Annotated in this window: 11 protein-coding genes and 2 pseudogenes; 10 read left to right on the plus strand and 3 right to left on the minus strand. The window is 40.5% G+C overall.

Annotated elements, in window-relative coordinates; genetic code table 11:
• A complete protein-coding gene (locus tag M2448_RS08790) occupies positions 1 to 1,488 on the plus strand; it encodes an altronate dehydratase family protein (RefSeq protein ID WP_280645788.1) in 1,488 nt (495 codons plus the stop codon).
• Positions 1,489 to 1,668: 180 nt separating this feature from the next.
• On the opposite strand, the gene M2448_RS08795 is transcribed toward M2448_RS08790, so the two are convergent.
• Both M2448_RS08795 and M2448_RS08800 read right to left on the minus strand, forming a co-directional pair.
• Positions 1,669 to 3,066, minus strand: a complete 1,398-nt coding sequence (locus M2448_RS08795) for a sialate O-acetylesterase (protein ID WP_280645789.1) — start codon at positions 3,064 to 3,066, stop codon at positions 1,669 to 1,671.
• A gap of 21 nt (positions 3,067 to 3,087) precedes the next feature.
• A pseudogene (locus tag M2448_RS08800) lies at positions 3,088 to 3,180 on the minus strand (alpha/beta hydrolase); the annotation flags it as partial.
• Between M2448_RS08800 and M2448_RS08805 the strand changes: the two are divergent.
• The 3 genes and pseudogenes from M2448_RS08805 to M2448_RS08815 form a co-directional block, all read left to right on the plus strand.
• Positions 3,181 to 3,816, plus strand: a pseudogene (locus M2448_RS08805) (DUF5110 domain-containing protein); the annotation flags it as partial.
• 644 nt (positions 3,817 to 4,460) lie between these two features.
• Entirely contained in the window at positions 4,461 to 5,306 is an 846-nt protein-coding gene (locus M2448_RS08810; protein WP_280645790.1) for a hypothetical protein, read from the plus strand.
• Positions 5,307 to 5,544: 238 nt separating this feature from the next.
• Positions 5,545 to 8,592, plus strand: coding sequence for a xanthan lyase (locus M2448_RS08815; RefSeq protein ID WP_280645791.1), 3,048 nt, complete (start codon positions 5,545 to 5,547; stop codon positions 8,590 to 8,592).
• Positions 8,593 to 8,664: 72 nt separating this feature from the next.
• Here M2448_RS08815 and M2448_RS08820 read toward each other — a convergent pair whose 3' ends face one another.
• Positions 8,665 to 9,570 carry an outer membrane beta-barrel protein gene (locus M2448_RS08820; RefSeq protein WP_280645792.1) on the minus strand — a complete coding sequence of 302 codons (906 nt, stop codon included), beginning with the start codon at positions 9,568 to 9,570 and terminating at the stop codon, positions 8,665 to 8,667.
• Positions 9,571 to 10,261: 691 nt separating this feature from the next.
• Between M2448_RS08820 and M2448_RS08825 the strand changes: the two genes are divergently transcribed.
• The 6 genes from M2448_RS08825 (at position 10,262) to M2448_RS08850 (ending at position 21,258) form a co-directional block, all read left to right on the plus strand.
• The gene (locus M2448_RS08825; RefSeq protein WP_280645793.1) at positions 10,262 to 11,932 is read left to right on the plus strand and encodes a DUF4623 domain-containing protein; all 1,671 of its coding nucleotides are present in this window, start codon (positions 10,262 to 10,264) and stop codon (positions 11,930 to 11,932) included.
• Between the two features lie 23 nt (positions 11,933 to 11,955).
• Positions 11,956 to 13,419, plus strand: coding sequence for a family 10 glycosylhydrolase (locus M2448_RS08830; RefSeq protein ID WP_280645794.1), 1,464 nt, complete (start codon positions 11,956 to 11,958; stop codon positions 13,417 to 13,419).
• Positions 13,420 to 13,487: 68 nt separating this feature from the next.
• Positions 13,488 to 16,988 carry a TonB-dependent receptor gene (locus M2448_RS08835; protein ID WP_280645795.1) on the plus strand — a complete coding sequence of 1,167 codons (3,501 nt, stop codon included), beginning with the start codon at positions 13,488 to 13,490 and terminating at the stop codon, positions 16,986 to 16,988.
• A 19-nt stretch (positions 16,989 to 17,007) separates the two neighbouring features.
• Positions 17,008 to 18,879 (plus strand): RagB/SusD family nutrient uptake outer membrane protein, encoded by a 1,872-nt coding sequence (locus tag M2448_RS08840; RefSeq protein WP_280645796.1) that lies wholly within the window; start codon positions 17,008 to 17,010, stop codon positions 18,877 to 18,879.
• 259 nt (positions 18,880 to 19,138) lie between these two features.
• Positions 19,139 to 20,110, plus strand: coding sequence for an ROK family protein (locus tag M2448_RS08845; protein WP_280645797.1), 972 nt, complete (start codon positions 19,139 to 19,141; stop codon positions 20,108 to 20,110).
• Positions 20,107 to 21,258, plus strand: coding sequence for an MFS transporter (locus tag M2448_RS08850; RefSeq protein WP_280645798.1), 1,152 nt, complete (start codon positions 20,107 to 20,109; stop codon positions 21,256 to 21,258). The genes M2448_RS08845 and M2448_RS08850 overlap by 4 nt, the downstream gene beginning before the upstream one ends.
• The last annotated feature ends 36 nt before the right edge of the window (positions 21,259 to 21,294 follow it).

Consider the following 21,294-nt stretch of genomic DNA (forward strand, 5'->3'; position numbering starts at 1 on the left):
ATGAACAAATATTTAAAAATAGCCCCGTCAGACAACGTATGTGTGGCTATAGAAGATCTGAAAGAAGGTGATAAACTGAATGTGGAAGGAATGGACATCGTGATAAAAAACGACATTCCTACAGGTCATAAATTCGCCATCAAGGAGATAAAAGAGAATGAAGATGTCATCAAATATGGCTATCCGATAGGGCATGCGACTGCAAATATACATACAGGTGAGCATGTACACACGCAGAATGTAAAAACCAATCTGCACGATGACCTGCAATATAGCTATGTACCTGTACATCCTAAACTGGACATAAAAAAGAGCGATCTGAAAATAAACGGTTACCTGCGCTACAATGGTGAAATGGGTATCCGCAACGAGCTCTGGATAGTACCTACCGTAGGCTGTGTAAACGGACAGGCTCAGGCGATCATCAACCGCGTGAAGAATGAACTGGATGTATCGCATATCGATGACATACGCGTCTATACACACAACTATGGCTGCTCACAGCTCGGTGACGACCATGTGAACACCCAAAAGGCACTGGCAGCCCTTGCAAAGCATCCAAATGCAGGAGGTGTGCTTGTACTGAGTCTGGGCTGTGAAAACAATCAGCAGAAAGACTTTAAGGCGGTGATGGGCGAATGGGATGAGAAGCGTGTACGTTTCTTAATCTCGCAGGAAGTACAGGACGAGATAGAAACAGGCTTCCAGATGATGAAGGAACTTGTGAAAAATATGCGTAACGACAAACGCGAGCCGCTTCCGTTATCGAAACTGAAAGTAGGATTGAAGTGCGGTGGTAGCGACGGATTCTCAGGTATCACAGCTAATCCGCTTGTAGGACAATTTTCCGACTGGCTGATAGCACAAGGCGGCACAAGTATATTGACCGAAGTTCCTGAAATGTTCGGTGCCGAGACTATACTGATGAACCGCGCTGAAACAAAGAAAGTATTTGACGACACAGTATTGCTGATCAACAACTTCAAGCATTACTTCCGCCGTTTCGACCAGCCGATATATGAAAACCCGTCTCCGGGAAACAAAGCGGGTGGTATCACAACCCTTGAAGACAAATCGCTGGGATGTACACAAAAGGGTGGAAATTCGGAAGTGGTAGATGTACTCGACTACGGTCAACCTGTAAACAAACATGGACTGAATCTGTTGAATGCACCTGGTAACGACCTTGTTGCCGCTTCGGCTCTGGCGATGTCGGGTTGCCAGATTGTATTGTTTACAACAGGACGCGGTACTCCTTTCGGCGCTTTTGTTCCTACGATGAAGATATCGACCAACTCGAAGTTGTACAACTTCAAGAAAAACTGGATAGACTTCAATGCAGGTGCATTACTGGAAGGCAATAGTATGGAGACTGTCCTCAACGACTTTATCAATTTCACAGTCGATGTATGTGACGGCAAACACCTGAAACACGAGGAAACAGGCTTTAAAGAAATTGCGATATTCAAAACAGGGGTAACACTGTAAATAGTGATAGAATAAACATGAGGTTAGTTCATATTTTAGGAGAATTAGTAGAATGTGTATGGCTAAAATGTTGGAAGAAACAGTAAGGGACTGTCCATTACGACAGCCCCTTTGATTCACTCAAAAAACGATTACCTTAAAGAAAAATTATTTTATTTAAATATTAGTGTTTAGTCGTTTTTATTTTTCCATACGGAAAGCTATCACAGGAATTCCTTCGGTAGAAAACAAATTCCCGATACTATCATCATCAAAGCAATAACTAATATTTACTTTGGTAGAGGATTGTAATCCATTTGTTGAAACAACCAATTTATTCCCTTCTATTTTGCCCGTAGCTTCTTTCCATATTCCGTCATCTCCCGATATTTTCAATCCTTCAATTTTACTACCTTTAATGACTAAGCCTTTCTTTACGCCGTCGAATGTAATAAATACCTGATTTCCTTTGCGGTAAGCCTCCTTAAATACAGGACTTTCGTAATCGCCGACAAACTTGCCATATGTATCATCCAGAGCCAGATAAGAGAGTCGCAGCCCTGCGCTCTTTTTATCCCGCGGGTGTATATCTTTCACATCATTTACCAAATCTGATACCGTTATCATCTTCACCTTATGCATCATTTTCGGAAGCATTGCCTGCTGTTCGCGGAGCAGGGCAGGACCGTTGTCAGTCGAATTATAGGTGAAAGGAGCTATCTGAACCAGATAGAAAGGAAACTCCTTGTTGAATCCGGTGCGCCACGAGGATATCATACGCTGCATCAGGCGGGCATAGGAATTGGCGCGGGTATGGTTAGCTTCGCCCTGATACCAGATACATCCTGCTATTTCGTAAGGTATAACCGGACGAATCATGCTATTAAACAGCGCACCTGCTTCTATCGGCCACCACTGAGTAGAACCATAGAAATAATCGGCCAGTACAGGATCCGACATCAGGCTTTCCTTTGGCGTCCATACTTCGGCGGGAGTGCCTCCCCAGGCAGCGACGATGATGCCAACGGGAACATCCAACTCCTCGCTGATATTACGCCCGAAGAAGTAGCCGATAGAACTAGTCTTTCGCATGGTTTCGGGGGTACAGCGTGCCCATTGCGAGAAGCAATTCTCCTGAGGCGTTGATGCTCCCATCTGCGGAAGGTGGAAGATACGTAGATTGGAGAAGTCCGCTTTCTGCGCTTCTTCATCACCGTTCGTTATGCCGTAGTTCACACACCAGTCCATATTAGACTGACCGCTGCACAGCCAAACTTCGCCCAGCATCACATCCGATAGCGTGACTTGTGAAGAGCCGTTGATATGGATTTTGTAAGGGCCGCCTGCTTCTACCGTACGGATACGTGCAGACCATTTGCCCATGTTGGTGACTTGGGTCTTTATCGTATCGCCATTCAGCCATTCGGGTATGATAGTAATGTGTTCGCTTGCGCTACCCCATCCCCAGATAGTTACCTCCGAGTTTCGCTGCAATACCATGTGGTCTGTGAAGACGGCAGGCAGGCGGATTTCGGCTCGTAGGGCCGACAAACAAAATAGTTGAATGAGTAGGAAGCAGAATATAGAGTTTCTTTTCATAAGTCCTTTTCTATTTAAGTATTAGTTAATCTCTTCTCTAAGCCATTTCTCAAGTTCTTCGGTCCATTGGCGTTTGTAAATAAATCCATCTCCATAGCCCCAGCCATGACCACCTATATTTATTCATTGGCAGGAAAATCTTATTTCGATGATTATACCATTATGCGTGCTTTGGTTATGGATTTTGGCAAAGATAAGCAAGTAGAAAATATTGGCGATCAGTATATGTTTGGTCCATCGCTTATGGTATGTCCTGTCTATGAATATGGTGCCCGCAGTCGTGAGGTATATTTCCCTGCTACTACCGGATGGTACGATTTTTATACCGGAAAATATGTTCAGGGAGGTCAGCGTCAAACTGTCGCAGCTCCTTACGAGCAAATGCCGTTATACTTCTGTGAAGGGACTATTATGCCTTACGGACCGGAAATAGAATATGTGGATGAAAAATTACCTGAATCCATTACGCTATATGTATATGCCGGTCAGAATGGAACATTTACGCTGTATGAAGATGAAGGTGTGAATTACAATTACGAAAAGGGACAATACAGTATGATCCCTCTGACGTATGACGAGTCATTACGTACGCTGGTTATCGGTGACCGTCAGGGCGAATATCCGGGCATGCTTAAAAATCGGACGTTCAATGTTGTATTTGTCGATAAAAACAAACCAAAAGCTTTCGATGTGAATGCAAAGGGTATAAATGTTTCATATAGCGGAAAAAAAGAGGTAGTGAAACTGTGATTTAAAACACATAAGGAGTCCGGAAATTATTCCTCTCCTTATATTTCTGTGTGGATTTCCATAAATAAAATTCGGTCAGTATTTGCTGACCGAATTTTATTTTTAATGTGAAGGTGTATTTCACATTAAATTACTGTTTTTGCATAGGTTGTATAAATCATGAGTATGATTTGTTGATGTAATCGAATAAAGAGTAAGAGTCTGTTTAAATTTTATTCATTCAGATTTTTAGAGCCATTTTGGGAATAATTTATTCTTTTTTGAGGTGATAATAGCGGGCTATTTAAGCCGATAAAAGGGATAAATTAAACCAAAAGAGCCTAAAAATGAATGAAAAAGAATCTGTAATAAAATATTTTGGTAAAATTTAAACAGACTCTAAATATTAACCTTTATTTCAGAGAAAACGAAAGGATACAGATCGCAGGTAATTGAATATAGCCTGTGATAGATAATGTTTTTACAGGATCATGGACCATGAAAAGCATATTTCTTTGATGAAAAAGTCATTAAAATATATTATTTAAAACAAAAATGAAAAGTTGACTGATAATAATCGTTAATTTTGCTCTGTGCTTATATTCTGATGAACTTTTAAGCGGTATTTGTCAACTAGGCATTAAATAATTATATATAATTGCAAAATGATACTAATAGGAGAGAGTAGCTCATCGAAAACTGAATGGTGTATAACATCGCGGTTCGAAAATGAAATAATAGAACATTGTATTACAGATGGGATAAACCCTTATTTGCAAACCAGGAAGCAGATAAGCCATGTGATTCGTTTGCAGCTGCCACCTGAGTTTTTCAAAATAAAATGCTCTACTATTTATTTTTACAGCGCAGGATGTGCTAATGATGAAAAGAAAGATATTGTAAAGGCCTCCCTCGAGTCGCAGTTCCGCACTCCTTCGGTAATAGAAAGTGACCTGGTCGGAGCTGCAAGGGCATTGTTTGGAAATGAGGCAGGCATTGCATGTATTCTTGGCACCGGTTCCAATTCCTGTTTTTACGATGGGGAGAAAGTTGTGAAGAATGTGAAGCCTCTTGGCTTTATATTAGGTGATGAGGGGAGTAGTGCTTCTATGGGTAAATTTTTCCTCTCCGATTGCCTTAAAGGCATAGCGCCGAAAGAACTTATCGAACCGTTTTACGATTTGTATAAGATAGATGAAAATGAAATACTCAATTTCATATATAATCAGCAAAGCCCGCAAAAATTACTTCATACGTTTTCCTATTTCTTGTCGGAGCATCTCGAACATGAGTATATTTATAATCTTGTAAAAAATAGTATGAAGTCTTTTTTCGAAAGAAATGTGTTACAATATGATGCAGCTGACTATCCTATCCGGTTTGTTGGGGCTGTTGCTGTTATGTATTCTAGTATATTGAGAGATGTAGCCGCAGAATATGGATTGAAGGTTGATCAGATTGTGGGGAAATCAATGAAAGGGTTGATGGAATACCATAAAAACATAATGTAAAAAAATAAACATAACACCTAAAAGTTGTTAATGTATTGGTTTTGCTTATTTGGGAATAAGGTTTAAAAATAATTACTTCCTATATTTGACCACAGAAAGATTTTGTCCTCAAAAATACCATAGCCTGTGCAATAATAGATTTGCTTTATAGGTTGCTTTTACTGCAAGTATTATCTAATGGGTATTAGATAGTCTATGTTAGCTATTTCAAACAGGCTCTTAAATTTATCAAAAATACATGAGAAGTATTCTTAAATCTAATATGTCGGTATGTAGAAGAATAGCTGTTTTATTCGTGCTGTTCTTTTTTATTCAAAATACCTTCTCTCAGGGCACTTTGTCTGAAGCTGAGAAATTAAGTATCGGAAAATTTCTGACCTCGCATGTTATGCAGAAAACGCGGATTCCTCCGATAACGATTGATTCGGTTTCGCTTGTGAAAAATGAAATAAGGTTATTCGCGGGTGTACCTTTATCCTATATGATAATTAAGGATAAGGATGTGGAAACTATAAATGCCGGAGTGAAAGCCCTGTTGCCTGAAAAATATAAAAAATATAAAGTTTCTATATTTTCCGATGGATATCCGATAAGCGATTATCTGGCTGGAGGTAGGAAAGAAAGGTTCAGAAATAAAATATCCAATCCTTTGGTAACAAGGATATCGCAACCCAATACAATATCTAGAGGCTTAGGCGGGCATCACCTCGTTGTCTGGCAAAGTCACGGGAGATATTATAACCAGAAAGAAAAGCGCTGGAAATGGCAAAGGGCAAGGGTTTTTCAGACAGTTGAAGATTTGTACACACAAAGCTATATATTGCCATATATAGTTCCGATGCTGGAAAATGCCGGAGCAAATGTTTTGATTCCTCGCGAGAGAGACACGCAGAAACATGAGGTAATAATAGATGCGGATGCCAGTACGGCTGGTTCTGTATATGAGGAAAAAAATGGAAAAGAAAAGTGGGACAGGTCTCAAGGTTATGGATTTGCTCATTTGAAACCTTTTTATCTGGATGGAGAAAATCCATTTGAGGCAGGGACTCATCGAGAGATTAAGACAGTTACCAAAGAGGCAGAAAAAAGCTTTTGTAGTTGGATACCTGATATGCCCGAAAAGGGGGAATATGCTGTTTATATTTCTTATAAATCGCTGAAAAACAGTGCGCCCGATGCCAGATATACTGTCTTTCATTCTGGGGGAGAAACTGAGTTTCTTGTAAATCAGCAGATAGGAGGAGGAACATGGATATATCTTGGAAAATTCACTTTCGATAAAGGTTTCAATAGCAAATTTCGTATAGAGTTGTCGAATAAGTCTGCTCGAAAAGGAAGTGTTGTGACTGCCGATGCCGTAAAAATAGGAGGCGGAATGGGGAACATAGCTCGCCAGCCAAACCTGGAAGGTGTGATGACTGAAAATGTGAAAAGCTCGGAGGCTATCAAAACTGATTCTCCGGTAAAAGATTCTCCAAAAATAGATGTAAAACCTGAAATAAGTTTGTATCCCCGATACACTGAGGCATCGAGATATTGGCTTCAATGGGCAGGTGCTCCCGATAGTATATATTCGAAAAGTAAGGGAACGAACGATTATACCGATGATTATCAGAGTAGAGCCTATTGGGTGAACTATATCGCCGGAGGGTCGTCTGTTCTGCCTGAAAAAGAAGGATTGGGGATCCCTGTCGATCTTGCATTTGCTTTTCATACCGATGCCGGAGTAACATATAATGATTCTATAATCGGTACATTGGGTATTTGTATGACTCATTACAACGATGAATTATTTGAGAATAAGAAACCCCGCATTCTTTCGCGAGATTTGACGCAATACATCATGGAAGAAATAGAAAGGGGAATCCGTACGCATTACGAACCGGAATGGACTACACGCCATATTTGGAACCGCTCGTATGCCGAAGCCCGTATTCCTGAGGTGCCCACTATGCTGTTGGAATTATTGTCGCACCAGAACTTTGCGGATATGAAATATGGGCTTGATCCCCGTTTCCAGTTCGAAGTTAGCAGGGCAGTATATAAAGGAATGTTGAAATTTGTTGCCGAACAGTACAGGCAGGAATATGTGGTACAACCGCTGCCTGTCAATACTTTTAGCCTCGATTTTGCAGGGCAGATGCAAGTAAAGTTGGAATGGCAACCGACCATCGATTTGTTAGAAAATTCGGCTATTCCGGACAGCTATATAGTATATACTAAGATCGGAGATTCCGCATTCGACAACGGGAGGCTTGTAAAAGAAAATTTCATAGAACTTGATATCGAAAAAGATAAGATATATAGCTATAAAGTGACAGCGGTGAACGCTGGAGGACAAAGTTTCCCATCGGAAATACTCTCCGTTTGCAGAAAGAGTGAAGAGAAGGGTTGTGTGCTTGTTGTTAATGGGTTTGATCGTGTATCTGCTCCACATAATTTTCAGACGTCTGATAGTATAGCCGGTTTTGTAGATGCCATAGATCATGGTGTCCCATATATCAGCCAGTATAATTATATTGGTAGCCAAAAAGAATTTCGCCGTCGTTTGCCTTGGCTGAATGATGATTCTTCGGGGTTTGGAGATAGCTATTCAGATTATGAGACTACTGTTGTAGCAGGGAATACGTTCGATTATCCGTTCGTTCACGGCGAAGCTATAATTGATAATGGTTATTCTTTTATTTCCGCAAGCCGCGATGCTGTAGTGAAAAATCAGGTATCAATGAATAAATACAGACTTGTAGATATTATTCTTGGCAAACAGAAGCAAACCAGAGTAGGACGCGGGGTATTTGGTTATAATTTTAAGACATTTACCCCTAATTTTCAGGCTAAGATAAAAGATTATTGTAATAATAAAGGAAATATCTTTGTGAGCGGTGCATTTGTTGCGTCCGATCTATGGGATAACGATTGTGTGGAGAAAGCCGATAAGGATTTTGCGCAGCAGGTATTGAAATATAAATGGATGGTCGGGCAGGCTGCCCGGAAAGGGACAGTAAAAACTGTGGCATCGCCATTTGAAATGCTGAAGGGTGACTGTTCATTTTATAATGAACTGAATGAAAAAATGTATGTTGTAGAATCTCCTGATGCTCTGGAGCCGGCAAATGATGATTCATTTACATTCTTGAGATATAGTGAGAATGGCCTGAGTGCAGGCGTTGCATCATCGGGGGAATATAAAACTGTGGTAGTGGGCTTTCCGTTTGAGACGATAAAGAGTAGGGAGGAAAGAAACGCTTTTATGGGGAGCATTCTGGAGTTTACTTTTGAAAAGTAAGTAAGCTGAAAGCATAAAAGGAGGCTGTCTGGTTTTACCAGACAGCCTCTATTTCTTTATATACATTGGGTATTAGAATCTTACGCCTATACCTGCATATAAATTTCCATTTCTAATTTTATAATCAGGTGTTTTATATACAGTTGCGGAACCCATTGCTTTGGCTGCTTCAATTTCATTTTTGTAGTCATCCCCGATCTGGTTCAATTCATCGTCGGTGAAGTTGTGCTTGAATATTGTGCGCTTAGCTGTATTTAGAGCACTGATTTCATAGCCTATATTAATATCGAATTTGTCAAATTCTACTCTTATTCCGATGCCGACACCGAAGTCAAATTTTTTCATTAGTTGTTGTCCTGAGTTTGCTATAACGCTTTGGGTATTTACCCAGTTAGATTCCATTCCAAGAGCAAACGGACTTTCGGTGCTTACTATTCTGTTGGCTACGTTCGGATACAGTGAAGGGTTATCCAGCAAATCTTTGGAAAGGATTGGCCTGCCTATGTCATCCGTCAAAATGCTTGTATTATATTCTACACCGTCACTAAAGATGTTCCAGCTTCCATTTAGTCCCGACGATCCTTTTATCTTGTATCGTCCCGATATGCCGTATGCCACATATGGGCCGGCATGTACAGCTAGTTTAATATTATTGTTTATCTCAAATTTGGTTCCGACATGGATTGGCATCTGGATGTATAGTGGCCATGCTGTCAAGCGTGCCCCTGAACCATTCTTCTCGGTTCCTCCTTTTGTTGTTAATTCTAAGCCTGACATTAAATATATATTTTTAGAAAATTCGTAGTCGACAGTCATCCCCAGATGAAAACCTGGCTGTATTTTCGATCCTTTAGTGTCGCCTATCATCATAGAAGCATTTAGCCCTCCTTTTGCTCCAAAAGTAAGCTCTTGTGCGCTTATACTTGTGCATGCAACCAATAATATAAGCACTAGCATTGATTTAAAATGTGTTTTCATGATATATTCCGGATAATTAGAATTATTGATTAATATTTCAAATTTATTTATATTTCTGAAAATTGCCAAAATGATTTATAATTAACTATTATTTAGATGTAATTTCAAATTTTATTTTTCATGTCTGACATTTTATTCTACATAATAGGGGTAATTGGTGTCATTTTATATGCTTCTAGATTCAGTTATATACTTCATTAATAGAAAGTAAGTGGTAATATTAAAATACACTAATAAAACATAATAATATTTAATCAACCAGTTAGCTCTAGTTTTAAATGTATAATAATCAGTTGAATATTAAAATAACGCATAATTTTAAAAAGAAAAGAGACTGCAATGTAGTCAAGGTGTTTTGAAATAGCAAGACTATATATTGTTATTTAACTAAAATTGTATGAATTTAGTATTTATATGTATAATTTCATATATTTTAACTGCCGAAGTGTTTTTTTCTTATATTAATTATAATACATTTGTGAGTGCTAAGTGTAACTATAAAATTCACACTAGAAGTAATCCGCATACGAAACAAAGAAAAGAGAACACGATTATCTTCTTGATTATTAGTTGTATAATAATAGAAGTAGAGCCAAAAGATGTCGAACCTTAAAAGAGTAATACCCTTTTAGCACCTTAAATAGAAAAATCAAATCAAACGGATTCGTTATAATTAACCTAATACTTAATTATGAAAAATTTTAATTTTAAGATTGTCGGACTAGCTTTGCTGTTTACAATTCTGTTTGCCTGTAACGATAATTTCGAGCCCAGATATGAAAGGCTTACAACTATCAGTGACCTGATTATAGCAAATGGTGGTATAGATGGCAAAACTGCCATAAGGGGAACCTATGTTCCCGAAGAAAACATGTTTGTTTTCGACAATGTGCCTGCAGAAACAGATCTGCAGAATATCAGGTTTACAGGGAGTATTGCTCTTGGTGCAGCCCCAGAATTTGAAACTTATGATTTCTTTGCGACCAACCCTCAGGAAATCAAAATTATCAACCGCGAAGTATCCGGTACATATAAGGTGAAATTCAACATCTTGTCTCCGGCAATGGATCCAGCTATCAACAGAGTTGTAGTTACGCTCGAGGATGGCGTTACCGAGGTTATCGGGGAAGTGGATAAAGAGAATAAGATCTTATATCTTGATGCCAAGAATGGTGAATATGTTTTCTTGAAGTCAATAGAAATGCTGCCTAAGCACGCCTTGTATGAGTTTACAGCCCTACAGGGTAGTAAAATATATCAGGACAATCCCGGAACAATTAAGCTTGACCACATGGGCAGGACTGATGAATATGCTATCGAGTTTATTTATATTCCACCAGTAGGTGCAGATTTCGATAATAAAATAATACACGACTTTACTTCAGGAGCTAATAAATTCCCTAATTATGGTGGGGCAACAACCAGAGGACAAGGATCTATTGATGCAGACAGAGTTGTAATACCTCTTGTAGACAGGATAGAATATGTGCCTCTTGCCAGTTTGCTCGCAGGAAACCTTAGTGGAAAAGCTGTATCGAAAACATATTCAGGTACATATGAAATTACCAATGCATTTGCATTCAATGGATATTACTATTCTACACCACTATTGGCATGGGGTTCGGGATATCATGTAAGATGCTGGACAGATCTTAGTGCAGATCCGGTTGTGACAGGAAGATTCGATATCACTTCCCGATATGGTGATGGTTCCACAATGCAGCTTGACGAAAATGGTAATGGATATGTATTCTCTTATAAAAATGATTTTACTTATCTTCTTAGGGGTGAAGTTACTAACTATACAACGATTGGGAATCATACGCTTGTACCTATCTCCAATATTTCTCCAATAGATGGGCAGTTAGGCCATATGTATCTTAATGCAGTAAGAGATCACTCTGTATATGGCGGTGTTGGTAATCTGAATGAATACACTGTTGTACAGGCCGGAAAATTGAGTATGCGCAATAGGGATATGAACGAATTGTTCTTTATGCCTCTTGGTGGAGCAATTCCTGCAGCAAGCTTGTATGCCTGTGTATTCTACTACAACAATGCCAGATATCTTGGAATAGTGTCAGGATCGAGAAGTGCTAATCCTCCAATTGGTATATCTGTCGATATTTATGATATAACAAATGGAGATTCTACACAGCAGGCATTAGAGATATTCAAAGCAAATCCGTCAGGACCGATTTTCTCTCATAATATGGGTGTTTATTCTCACGACGGAGTAGCTACATATGGAGCAACATTGGCAACAACAACCAATAGGACAGGAGATAAACTCTACATTATGGCTATTGCAGGTAATTCAGGTATAATAATAATTGAACTTCCTAAAAAAGTAGATGATTAACCTTAAAACTAATAAAGAATATAATGAGAAATATTAAATATCTGATAGTGACCGCATTTCTGGCAGGATTCATATTTTCCTGTACCGAAAGGGATGATGCTTTTGATGAAGCGAACTCTCGTCCGTCTCCCAATCCGGGAACTGTGGAGGAAATGCCTAAGAAAGAGTTTAGAGCTGTGTGGTTTACCACTGTCTGGAATCTGGATATATCTAAGTGTACAAATGTTGCAAATCATAAAAAAGAATATACTGACTTGTTGGACGAATTGGTGAAGCTGAATATAAATACAGTAGTAGCACAAGTGCGCCCTAAGGCAGATGCATTCTGGAAATCCGATATAGAGCCATGGAGTACATGGCTCTCCGGACTGGGTGTCGATCCGGGATATGATCCGTTGGCATTTTGGATAGAAGAAGCTCATAAGCGTGGAATGGAATTGCATGCATGGTTCAATCCTTATGATATTACCACAGACAAAAAGAACTTTGTTCCGGCACCCGGTAGTGCTCCTGCTCTTCATCCCGAATGGACGATGGAATACCCTAACGGACAATATACGAGGGTAATGTTTCGTCCTTCGCATCCTGAAGTGCCTGATTATCTGGTGAAAGTAATAAAAGAGGTAGCTGATAAATACGATATCGATGGAGTACATTTCGACGACTATTTCTATCCATATCCGGAAGAGGGTGCAGCTCTCGATGATGCTCAGGACTTTATCGATTATGGAGCCGGCTATACAAATATTGACGACTTCAGGCGTGGCTGTGTAGACAAGGCTATAGAGAAAGTATCTACTATGCTAAAGGCAAACCATCCGGATATCTTATTCAGTATAAGTCCTTTTACAGATGGTCCTTATAATTATAGTAGTCTTTATGCCGATCTGACTAAATGGAGCCAAAACGGTTGGGTAGATTTTATTGTACCTCAGCTTTACAACGGGTCTTCGTCAATTGCGACTTACTATCCTTTCGAAACCCAGTTGAGATGGTGGATACAGAATACCTCAACGCCTGTTGTTTCAGGATTCCCTCTTTACCGGGTAAATAACCCTTCAGAATTGAGTGGAAAGATGAACAATGCAGACTTCTCAAAGCAATTGGCATATGCTTATGATAGCAAGGGCAACTTTGGAGGATTCTTCTACAGGGCTAAAAATTTTGTGGAAAATCTTGGAGACCTGCAAAGTGTAGTCAAGGAATATTATAAAGATCCTGCACTCAGGCCGTTTATGGGGCGTGCTACCTTACCTACACCCGGTAAAGTTACAGTTACAATTGCAGGAGGGAAACTAAGCTGGTCATCGGTAGGAAGTGATTTGAAATATGTTATTTACAAAAAAGTGGCTAAAACTGCCCAGATTGTAAAAATTACAGATGCTACCGAATATATGCTTCCGGGAAGTGGAACGTACTTTGTGAGTGCGGTAAATAAAGATAACGCAGAAGGAGAAGTCTCTGACTATATTAACTTCGAAGAATAAAATAATAGTCTCTCTTTATCAGAGGTAGAGAGAGACTTTAAAAAAATAATCTTAAATAATATTTCAATATGAAACTATTAAAAACACGAGGTCGTACACTTTGTGCGAGGCTGATAGTCGCATTGATCTTATCTGTCGGTATATTGATCCCTTTCAGTGAGGTCAGAGCCTCCATGTTAGAAAGTGATGGTATTCAGCAGGATGGCATAAAGATAGAGGGACGGGTTACAGATTCAGATGGTGAAGCTCTGATTGGGGTGAGTGTTATTGTGGAAGGAACAAATCGCACTACTGTTACCGATATCGATGGCAATTTCACTACTGTTGTACCTAAGGCTAATTCGAAGATAACTTTTTCTTATATCGGGTTCAAAACTATTACACAGCAAGCCACACCAAGACTGGATGTGGTAATGTACGAAGACTCACGTGAGTTGTCGGCAGTGGTAGTCGTGGGTTACGGTACTATGAAAAAAGAGAATCTGACAGGATCTGTCGTATCTGTCGACTTAGATAAAGCCATAGGTAACAGGCCTATTGCTGATATCGGGCGCGGACTACAAGGTGTTGCTCCCGGGTTACAGGTGACGTTGCCTAGTACCGAAATCGGTTCGGAGCCTAATCTGAAAATTCGTGGAAACATTGGGTCTATTGAAGGTAGTTCCCAGCCTCTTATATTATTAGATAATGTGGAAATACCTAGTATACAGTTGGTAAATCCTGACGATATTGCAACCATAAGCGTATTGAAAGATGCTGCTTCTACTTCTATCTATGGGTCGAAAGCTGCTTTTGGAGTAGTTCTGATTACTACGAAGAAAGGTAGTGTGGGCGACAAGTTCACCATTCAGTACAGTAACAACTTGTCGTGGCAAACAGTGGATAAGACAATAAAACTTGCCGGAGTCGAAGGGTTGGAATATGCGTTGGACGCTTTGGACAGGACAGGTTCGTCTGCATTTATCGGAGCGTTTTTTAAAGTCAGTCGTGAATCATTGGAGCGCACAAAAGGATGGATGCAAAACTATGGAGGAACTATCGGGATGAACGATCCGATGGTGTACGGACGCGACTGGTACAGAGATGGTGCATATAACTTTGGCGTCCGCCTTTACAACCCGGCAGACTATATGGTCAAAGACTGGTCGTTCTCTCAGAACCACAACTTATCGATTAACGGCAGTGCAGGAAAGACTGCATATACCTTGTCTTTAGGATTTCTGGATCAAAACAGTATGCTTAAACCTGCAAAAGTAGATGATTTTAAGCGTTATACCGCCAATGTGAAGCTTAGTAGCGAGTTGAATAAATATCTTACAATCAGGGTTGGAGCAATGTACTCGAATAGAAACAAGAGGAGTCCTTTTGCGACAAGCGCATATACAGCCGACCCTTGGTATTATATGTACAGGTGGACGCCTGTGATGCCTTATGGGATTGACGAATATGGCGATCCGATGAGAAGTGCAGCCTTTGAGATGGGAGCAGCACATACTGCCGAGCGCGAGAATGCTTATTCGAGCACAAATCTGGGAGCAACTATCAATCTTACTTCCAATTGGGATATTATTGCCGATTTTACCTATTCCCGCAACGATTATACAGTAACAATGCCTGGTACACGATTTCTTGCATCGAATATATGGGGAAGCCCTACACCGAGAATGGATGGGTTTGGTAATCCGGTATATGTGAACGAACATGGAGAGGTAGTGCCGAGCGGTTCAGGTAAATATGTATCTCAGGCTTACGATTTTCCTTATTTGCAGTATAACGCAGGAGGTAGTTCAGATAGATATACAAGAGAATTTTCGCAGGATAAGCAATCTGTTTGGAACGTTTATTCGACATATAACCTGAAATTGGGTGACGAGGGAATTCATGCTTTCAAATTTATGGCCGGAACAAATCGTGTGACGAAAGATTATACATGGAGCCAGGTAGATAAAACAGGTATATTAATCCCGGAGAAACCGGAAATAAATCAGACTGTAACAGCTACATCCAGTGAAGGGACTGCCGGATGGGAAGCACAGATAGGATATTTTGGACGTATCAATTATATGTTTGATAATAAATATCTTTTTGAAGCAAATATACGTTACGATGGTTCATCGAAGTTTCCGAAAGGAAAGAAATGGAAGGCATTCCCTTCTTTCTCGGTAGGATGGATTGCCACACAGGAGAAATTTATGAAACCACTGGATCCCGTACTAAGTTTCCTTAAAGCTAGGGCTTCATGGGGATCGAATGGAGACCAAAGTGTGCCTTCGGGCTTGTATATGGAACTGATGCCTAAATCTACCCTTTCGTGGCTGAACTCTTCGGGGCAAAAAGTAACGACTTATGGAGCTCCGGCATTCGTTCAGCCTAGCCTTACCTGGCAAAGAATAGAAATACTAGATGTGGGCTTCGATACCCGTTTCTGGAACGATCGTATAGGAGTCACTTTCGACTGGTATCAGAAGAAGACTAAAGATATGATTACCAGCGGTGCAACATTGCCGGCGGTAGTAGGTGCTGCAAGCCCTAGAGGCAATTATGCGGAGTTGACAACAAAGGGATGGGAGCTGGCATTGGACTTCACACATCGCTTTGCCAATGGCATGACTATACGTGGAGGAGCAGCAATATGGGATGCCAAGACTGTATATACAGATTTTTACGACGATCAGCAGAAGGGTATATTTGGTTACTATAAGGGAAAAACCTATGGAGAGATATGGGGATATACTACCGACCGTTTGTTTACTTTCAATGATTTTGTTCACAAAGAAGGTACAGACCCTAAAGATTATTCTTTAGCTACTTTGGTAACTGTAAACGTTGACGGAAAGACCAAATATGTATTTAAAGACCCGAATACAGCCGATCAGACATATCTTGAAGGCTCAGGGTTTATTTTTGGACCTGGTGATGTGAAGTACGTCGACCGTGACGGGAGCGGTGCAATAAATTCAGGTACAGCATCTATTGACGATCATGGTGATATGAGCATCATCGGAAATACAACTCCTAGATATGAATATAGTTTCAATCTTGGATTTGACTACAAGGGATTCGATCTCTCGGTTTATGCACAAGGTATAGGCAAGCGCCAGATGTGGGGCTCCGGACAGATGGCAATACCAGGCTTTATGATTGGAGATGGTGGTATGCCGCTGGCTATAGCATCGAATTACTGGACGCCCGACAGGCAAAATGCTTTTTATCCACGTGCATGGAATATGTACGGAAACAATACCGGATACAATCTGCAAACACAAACAAGGTATTTGCTCGATATGTCGTACCTGAGAATCAAGAATATAACATTGGGTTATACATTTAATTCTCAGTGGACAAGAAAAGCGTTTATGAATAAAGCACGTATTTATCTGTCTATCGAAAATTTGTTTACATTCGACAACCTGCACGGATTGCCTATGGATCCTGAGGTGGTGACCGGTAACAGAGGAAACTCTATGTTTGTGAACGAAGCTGCAGGGCAGGAATATAATAGCGGTAGGACAGGGCAATCTGCTCCGGCGTTTAAGACAATCTCGTGTGGAGTACAAATAACTTTCTAACCCAATAAAAGAAATGAATATGAAAAAGATTATATATATAGCGTTGCTACTGGTCTTGGTTCTACCGGGATGCCATGATGACCTGGATAGAGATCCGCGTAACGAAGTGCATGAAAAAGACTACTGGAGAGAAGAAGCCCATGTGAGATATTATGCAAATAAATTCCTGCCTAAGTTTTTCCCGGGTTATAGTACAGGTTATGGTACTGAATACGCTCCGCTCAAAGGATACTATTTCAATGATGATGTAACAGTAGATGGCAAGCAGGCAAACTTCGAAGATAAAATACCTTCGTCCCGTAGCGGAACAGCATGGATGCCTAGTTATACTGGCCCGCAATGGAATTTCGAAACAGTAAGGGAGATCAATCTGATGCTCAGCCGGCTGGAAGAGATGTATGAGGAAAGATTACTTACAGAAGAAGCTTACAGACACTGGGTAGGAATAGGACGCTTCTACAGGGGATTGCAAACGAGCAAGATGGTTTGTGTTTTTGGAGATATGATTTATGTAGATCAGTTGATAGACCCTTATACTACCGATCCGGCTATAGTATATCAGGACAGGAAGCCGAGAGGAGAGGTGATGGACAAGGTTTATGAAGACTTTAAATATGCGATGGGAAATGTACGAACAAGTTCATCGTATGAAGATATGGATGATAATAACGTGAGCAGATATGTTGTCGCTTCTTTCATTTCGCGTGCTATGTTGATAGAAGGTTCGTTCCAGAAATATCATTCAGGTTTAGGTACTGAAGCCCCCGCAAGAGCTGAAAAATATTTCAAATTTGCGATGGAGGCTGCCGATTATGTTATGTCTAGTGACAAATATCAAATAAGCGGAGATTATAGAAGTCTGTTTACATCGACAGACCTTAAGAGCCATAGAGAGGTTATCTATTCGCGTACCTATAGCTCTACCTTGAGTATTACGCACTCTGTGGCGTCGGCCAGCAATACACTGGAAGGGCAGGCTTACGGGGCAAATCTGAGTTTGATAAAGTCGTATATCTGTACCGATGGGAAGCCTTGGCAAAACTCAGCTATGACAGATGCGAAGAAATTCGATATAACCAGTTTGATTAAGACACGTGACTCCCGCTTCGAAGCGACTTTCCAAAATAAGGCCACCGATAAATCGGTATCTTATCTATATGGTACAAAATTTTGTCCAAGAGACAGGATGGGGCAAACATCCGGCGACTGGTCAGGTAGTCTCAACCCTTCGGCTGCTCCGGTTATGCGTTACTCAGAAGTCCTTCTCAACTGGGTTGAGGCAAAAGCAGAATTAGCTGATATGGGCATATTGCCTCTTACACAAAGCGACTTGGACATCTCTGTAAATGCTATAAGAAACAGAGATTTGGCTAAAGAAGCGATTGATGCCGGAGTGCAGAAGACAAGCCCGTTGGTGTTGGCTTCCCTTCCTACCGATCCGGACAGGGATGCAGATGTACCGTCAATCTTGTGGGAGATACGCCGCGAACGCCGTATGGAATTTGTTTATGAGCATTCCCGCATCATAGACCTGAGGAGGTGGCGTAAACTCGAATATATGGATAACTACAATGATAAGCATAAAACATACAGGCTTGGATTGTGGGTTACAAAAACCGAGCTGGCGTCTAAGTTGAGTCAGTCTTATATCGGAAAACTTAGTGTGGTAAAGGATTTGGCCAATATAAATGCTAAGACTGTGTATGATGGTACAAATGAAAACGACATGACAGGTTTTTATGTCATATATGGAGCCGATGCTAACCCGCGCGATGGATTCGATCCGTCACACGATAGGGCATATAATGCTCCGATTGGGGAAAATGATATAAATGAATATGCTCGTAGAGGGTATAAATTGACACAGTCGAAAGGATGGAGTTCACAATAGCAAATTGTTAGATTATAGTAATGTTCCTTTTCGAAAAAGTGAGAGTAATTGGAATTGAATTGCTCTCACTTCTCTTTTTTAACCTGTTTAACTAAAATAGTTATTTATTAATATTTATACATATAAATAATTATTTATTAACCATGATGTGTATATATTAACTTTTTTATCTGAAGTAAGTATCCTATCTTTAAAGTATAATATTGAATAAGAGAACCTTAATGTAAAACCTCGGAGGGGTAATAATACCATAAACATAATGAATGTAATAGGAATAGATCTTGGAGGAACCAAAGTCACTGGTGCCATATTTGATGATAAAGGAACTGTCATTAAAAAAGAATTTTTCTTTCTGGAAAAAAGAAAGGGAAAGGAGGTGGGTGAGCTAATCCGTTCTTTGATAGATAATTTAATGGGCTATCTTGGAAAAGAAGCCGGAATAGTAACTGCAATAGGAATATGTGTCCCCGGCATAGCTGACGCTAAAACGGGGGAAGTATGGGCACCCAATATCCCTGAATGGACTAACTATCGGCTACAGGAAGAACTTGAAAAGCATGTAGAACAATATGATATCAAGGTGTATGTAGCAAGCGACCGCACATGTTATATATTAGGTGAGCGGTGGATAGGGCAGGCCAAAGGGTGCGATAATGCAGTCTTTTTTGCAGTAGGGACAGGTATCGGCTTGGGTATCCTGCTTGATGGAAATATTGTTCACGGACATGCAGATGTGGTTGGGGCAATAGGCTGGATGGCATTGCAAACACCTTATAGAGAGGAATATGAAGAGTGTGGCTGTTTCGAAACTTATGCTTCGGGCGAAGGGATAGCAAAACAAGCCCGGGCAATGCTGAAATCTAACGCGCCTTTATATAAAGAAAGTTCGCTGAGGCGTAAAAACCCGGAAGATGTAACGTCGCATGATGTATTCTTTGCTTATATGCAAAAAGATCCTCTGGCTGTGCATGTGCTGAATAAGGCAATAGAACTGTGGGGCATGGCTGCTGCTAATGTAGTTAGTCTTTTCAATCCCGAAAAAGTCATTTGGGGTGGCGGTGTATTTGGGCCGGCTCAGCAGTTTATCGACAAAATATATGATGAGGCATGCCGATGGGCTCAGCCTATCAGTATCAAACAAGCGAAGTTTGAATACTCCCTTCTTTCGGGTGATGCGGGATTATATGGAGCAGGCTATCTGGCCTTGAAATCGATAAATGAGAAACTATGATCACTTTTGATAAAACCAGAGTTTACATTGCTGCCTGCATAGGGATGATGTTTTTTGGTGTTGCGTTTATTGTGATGGGTTCTGTGCTTCCTGCTATGACGCTTAAGTATGGGCTGAACGAAATGCAATCGTCGTCGCTGGTTACATTTCTGCCTATTGGGGTTTTGGTGGGTTCGCTGTTGTTTGGTCCGGTGGTAGATCGGTTCGGATACAAAAGCCTGCTGATAACAAGTACTGTCTTGGTAGGATTGGGGCTGCTGGGGCTTTCCTATTTCGACAACTTCAACGTGCTCCGGCTGTTTATATTTATAATCGGTTTGGGCGGGGGTATTCTCAATGGCGAAACGAATGCTATTGTAGCCGAAATATACAGTGGCGATAAGAGTGCTTCGAAACTCAGTCTTCTGGGAATGTGTTATGGAATAGGAGCTTTGGGAGTTCCCCTGATATTGAGTTTCTTCTCGGCTAAGTATTCATATGAAGTAATTCTCCGGTGGACTACTTTGGTGATATTATTAAGTGTTGTGTATTTTTTGTTCACCAAATTCCCCGAATCTAAGTATAAGCAGGGCTTTCCTATTAAATCGGCACTGAAGCTGATAAAAGAGCCGGTATTGCTGTTGATGGGTTTTATCCTCTTTTTCCAGAGCGGACTGGAGGGGCTGTTTAATAACTGGAGTACTACCTATCTGATAAATGCAAATATCGGTCACGATGAGGCGCTTCTGTCATTAACGGCTTTAGTTGCCGGAATAACTGTTGCCCGGTTGTTACTCAGTTACTTACTGATAAGAATCAACACACAATATATACTATATGCAGGGCTGCTGATATTGGCTGCCGGAATAGCAGTACTAAACTATGCCGGTTCATTTTGGGGTGGTGCAATAGCCCTGTTTACTGTCGGAGTTGGGCTTGCAGGTGTGTTCCCTATTGTAATTGGACGGATAGGGACATTGTATAAGGAAATGTCGGGAACGGCTATCGGATTTGCTTTGTTTATTGCGCTGAGTGGCAATTCTCTTTTAAATCTGCTGATGGGTGTAGTGGCTAAAGAGTATCAGATAGTAATTTTCCCTGTATTCCTGATTGTCTGTGTTGTAATACAGGCTGTATTGATTGTAGTGAGTAAAAAACATATAAATTGAATAGTCATTAGATTTATGAGTGGTTTACCCTTGTTC

This window comes from Dysgonomonas sp. PF1-14 (assembly GCF_029892965.1).
In the GTDB taxonomy this organism is placed as follows: Bacteria; Bacteroidota; Bacteroidia; order Bacteroidales; family Dysgonomonadaceae; genus Dysgonomonas.

What these genes read in the sequence shown, in the direction of transcription:
- M2448_RS08820 (WP_280645792.1), bottom strand. Translation starts at nt 9,570, where the DNA reads ATGAAAACACATTTTAAATCAATGCTAGTGCTTATATTATTGGTTGCA.
- M2448_RS08835 (WP_280645795.1), top strand. Translation starts at nt 13,488, where the DNA reads ATGAAACTATTAAAAACACGAGGTCGTACACTTTGTGCGAGGCTGATA.
- M2448_RS08825 (WP_280645793.1), top strand. Translation starts at nt 10,262, where the DNA reads ATGAAAAATTTTAATTTTAAGATTGTCGGACTAGCTTTGCTGTTTACA.
- M2448_RS08830 (WP_280645794.1), top strand. Translation starts at nt 11,956, where the DNA reads ATGAGAAATATTAAATATCTGATAGTGACCGCATTTCTGGCAGGATTC.
- M2448_RS08850 (WP_280645798.1), top strand. Translation starts at nt 20,107, where the DNA reads ATGATCACTTTTGATAAAACCAGAGTTTACATTGCTGCCTGCATAGGG.
- M2448_RS08815 (WP_280645791.1), top strand. Translation starts at nt 5,545, where the DNA reads ATGAGAAGTATTCTTAAATCTAATATGTCGGTATGTAGAAGAATAGCT.
- M2448_RS08795 (WP_280645789.1), bottom strand. Translation starts at nt 3,066, where the DNA reads ATGAAAAGAAACTCTATATTCTGCTTCCTACTCATTCAACTATTTTGT.
- M2448_RS08840 (WP_280645796.1), top strand. Translation starts at nt 17,008, where the DNA reads ATGAAAAAGATTATATATATAGCGTTGCTACTGGTCTTGGTTCTACCG.
- M2448_RS08790 (WP_280645788.1), top strand. Translation starts at nt 1, where the DNA reads ATGAACAAATATTTAAAAATAGCCCCGTCAGACAACGTATGTGTGGCT.
- M2448_RS08845 (WP_280645797.1), top strand. Translation starts at nt 19,139, where the DNA reads ATGAATGTAATAGGAATAGATCTTGGAGGAACCAAAGTCACTGGTGCC.
- M2448_RS08810 (WP_280645790.1), top strand. Translation starts at nt 4,461, where the DNA reads ATGATACTAATAGGAGAGAGTAGCTCATCGAAAACTGAATGGTGTATA.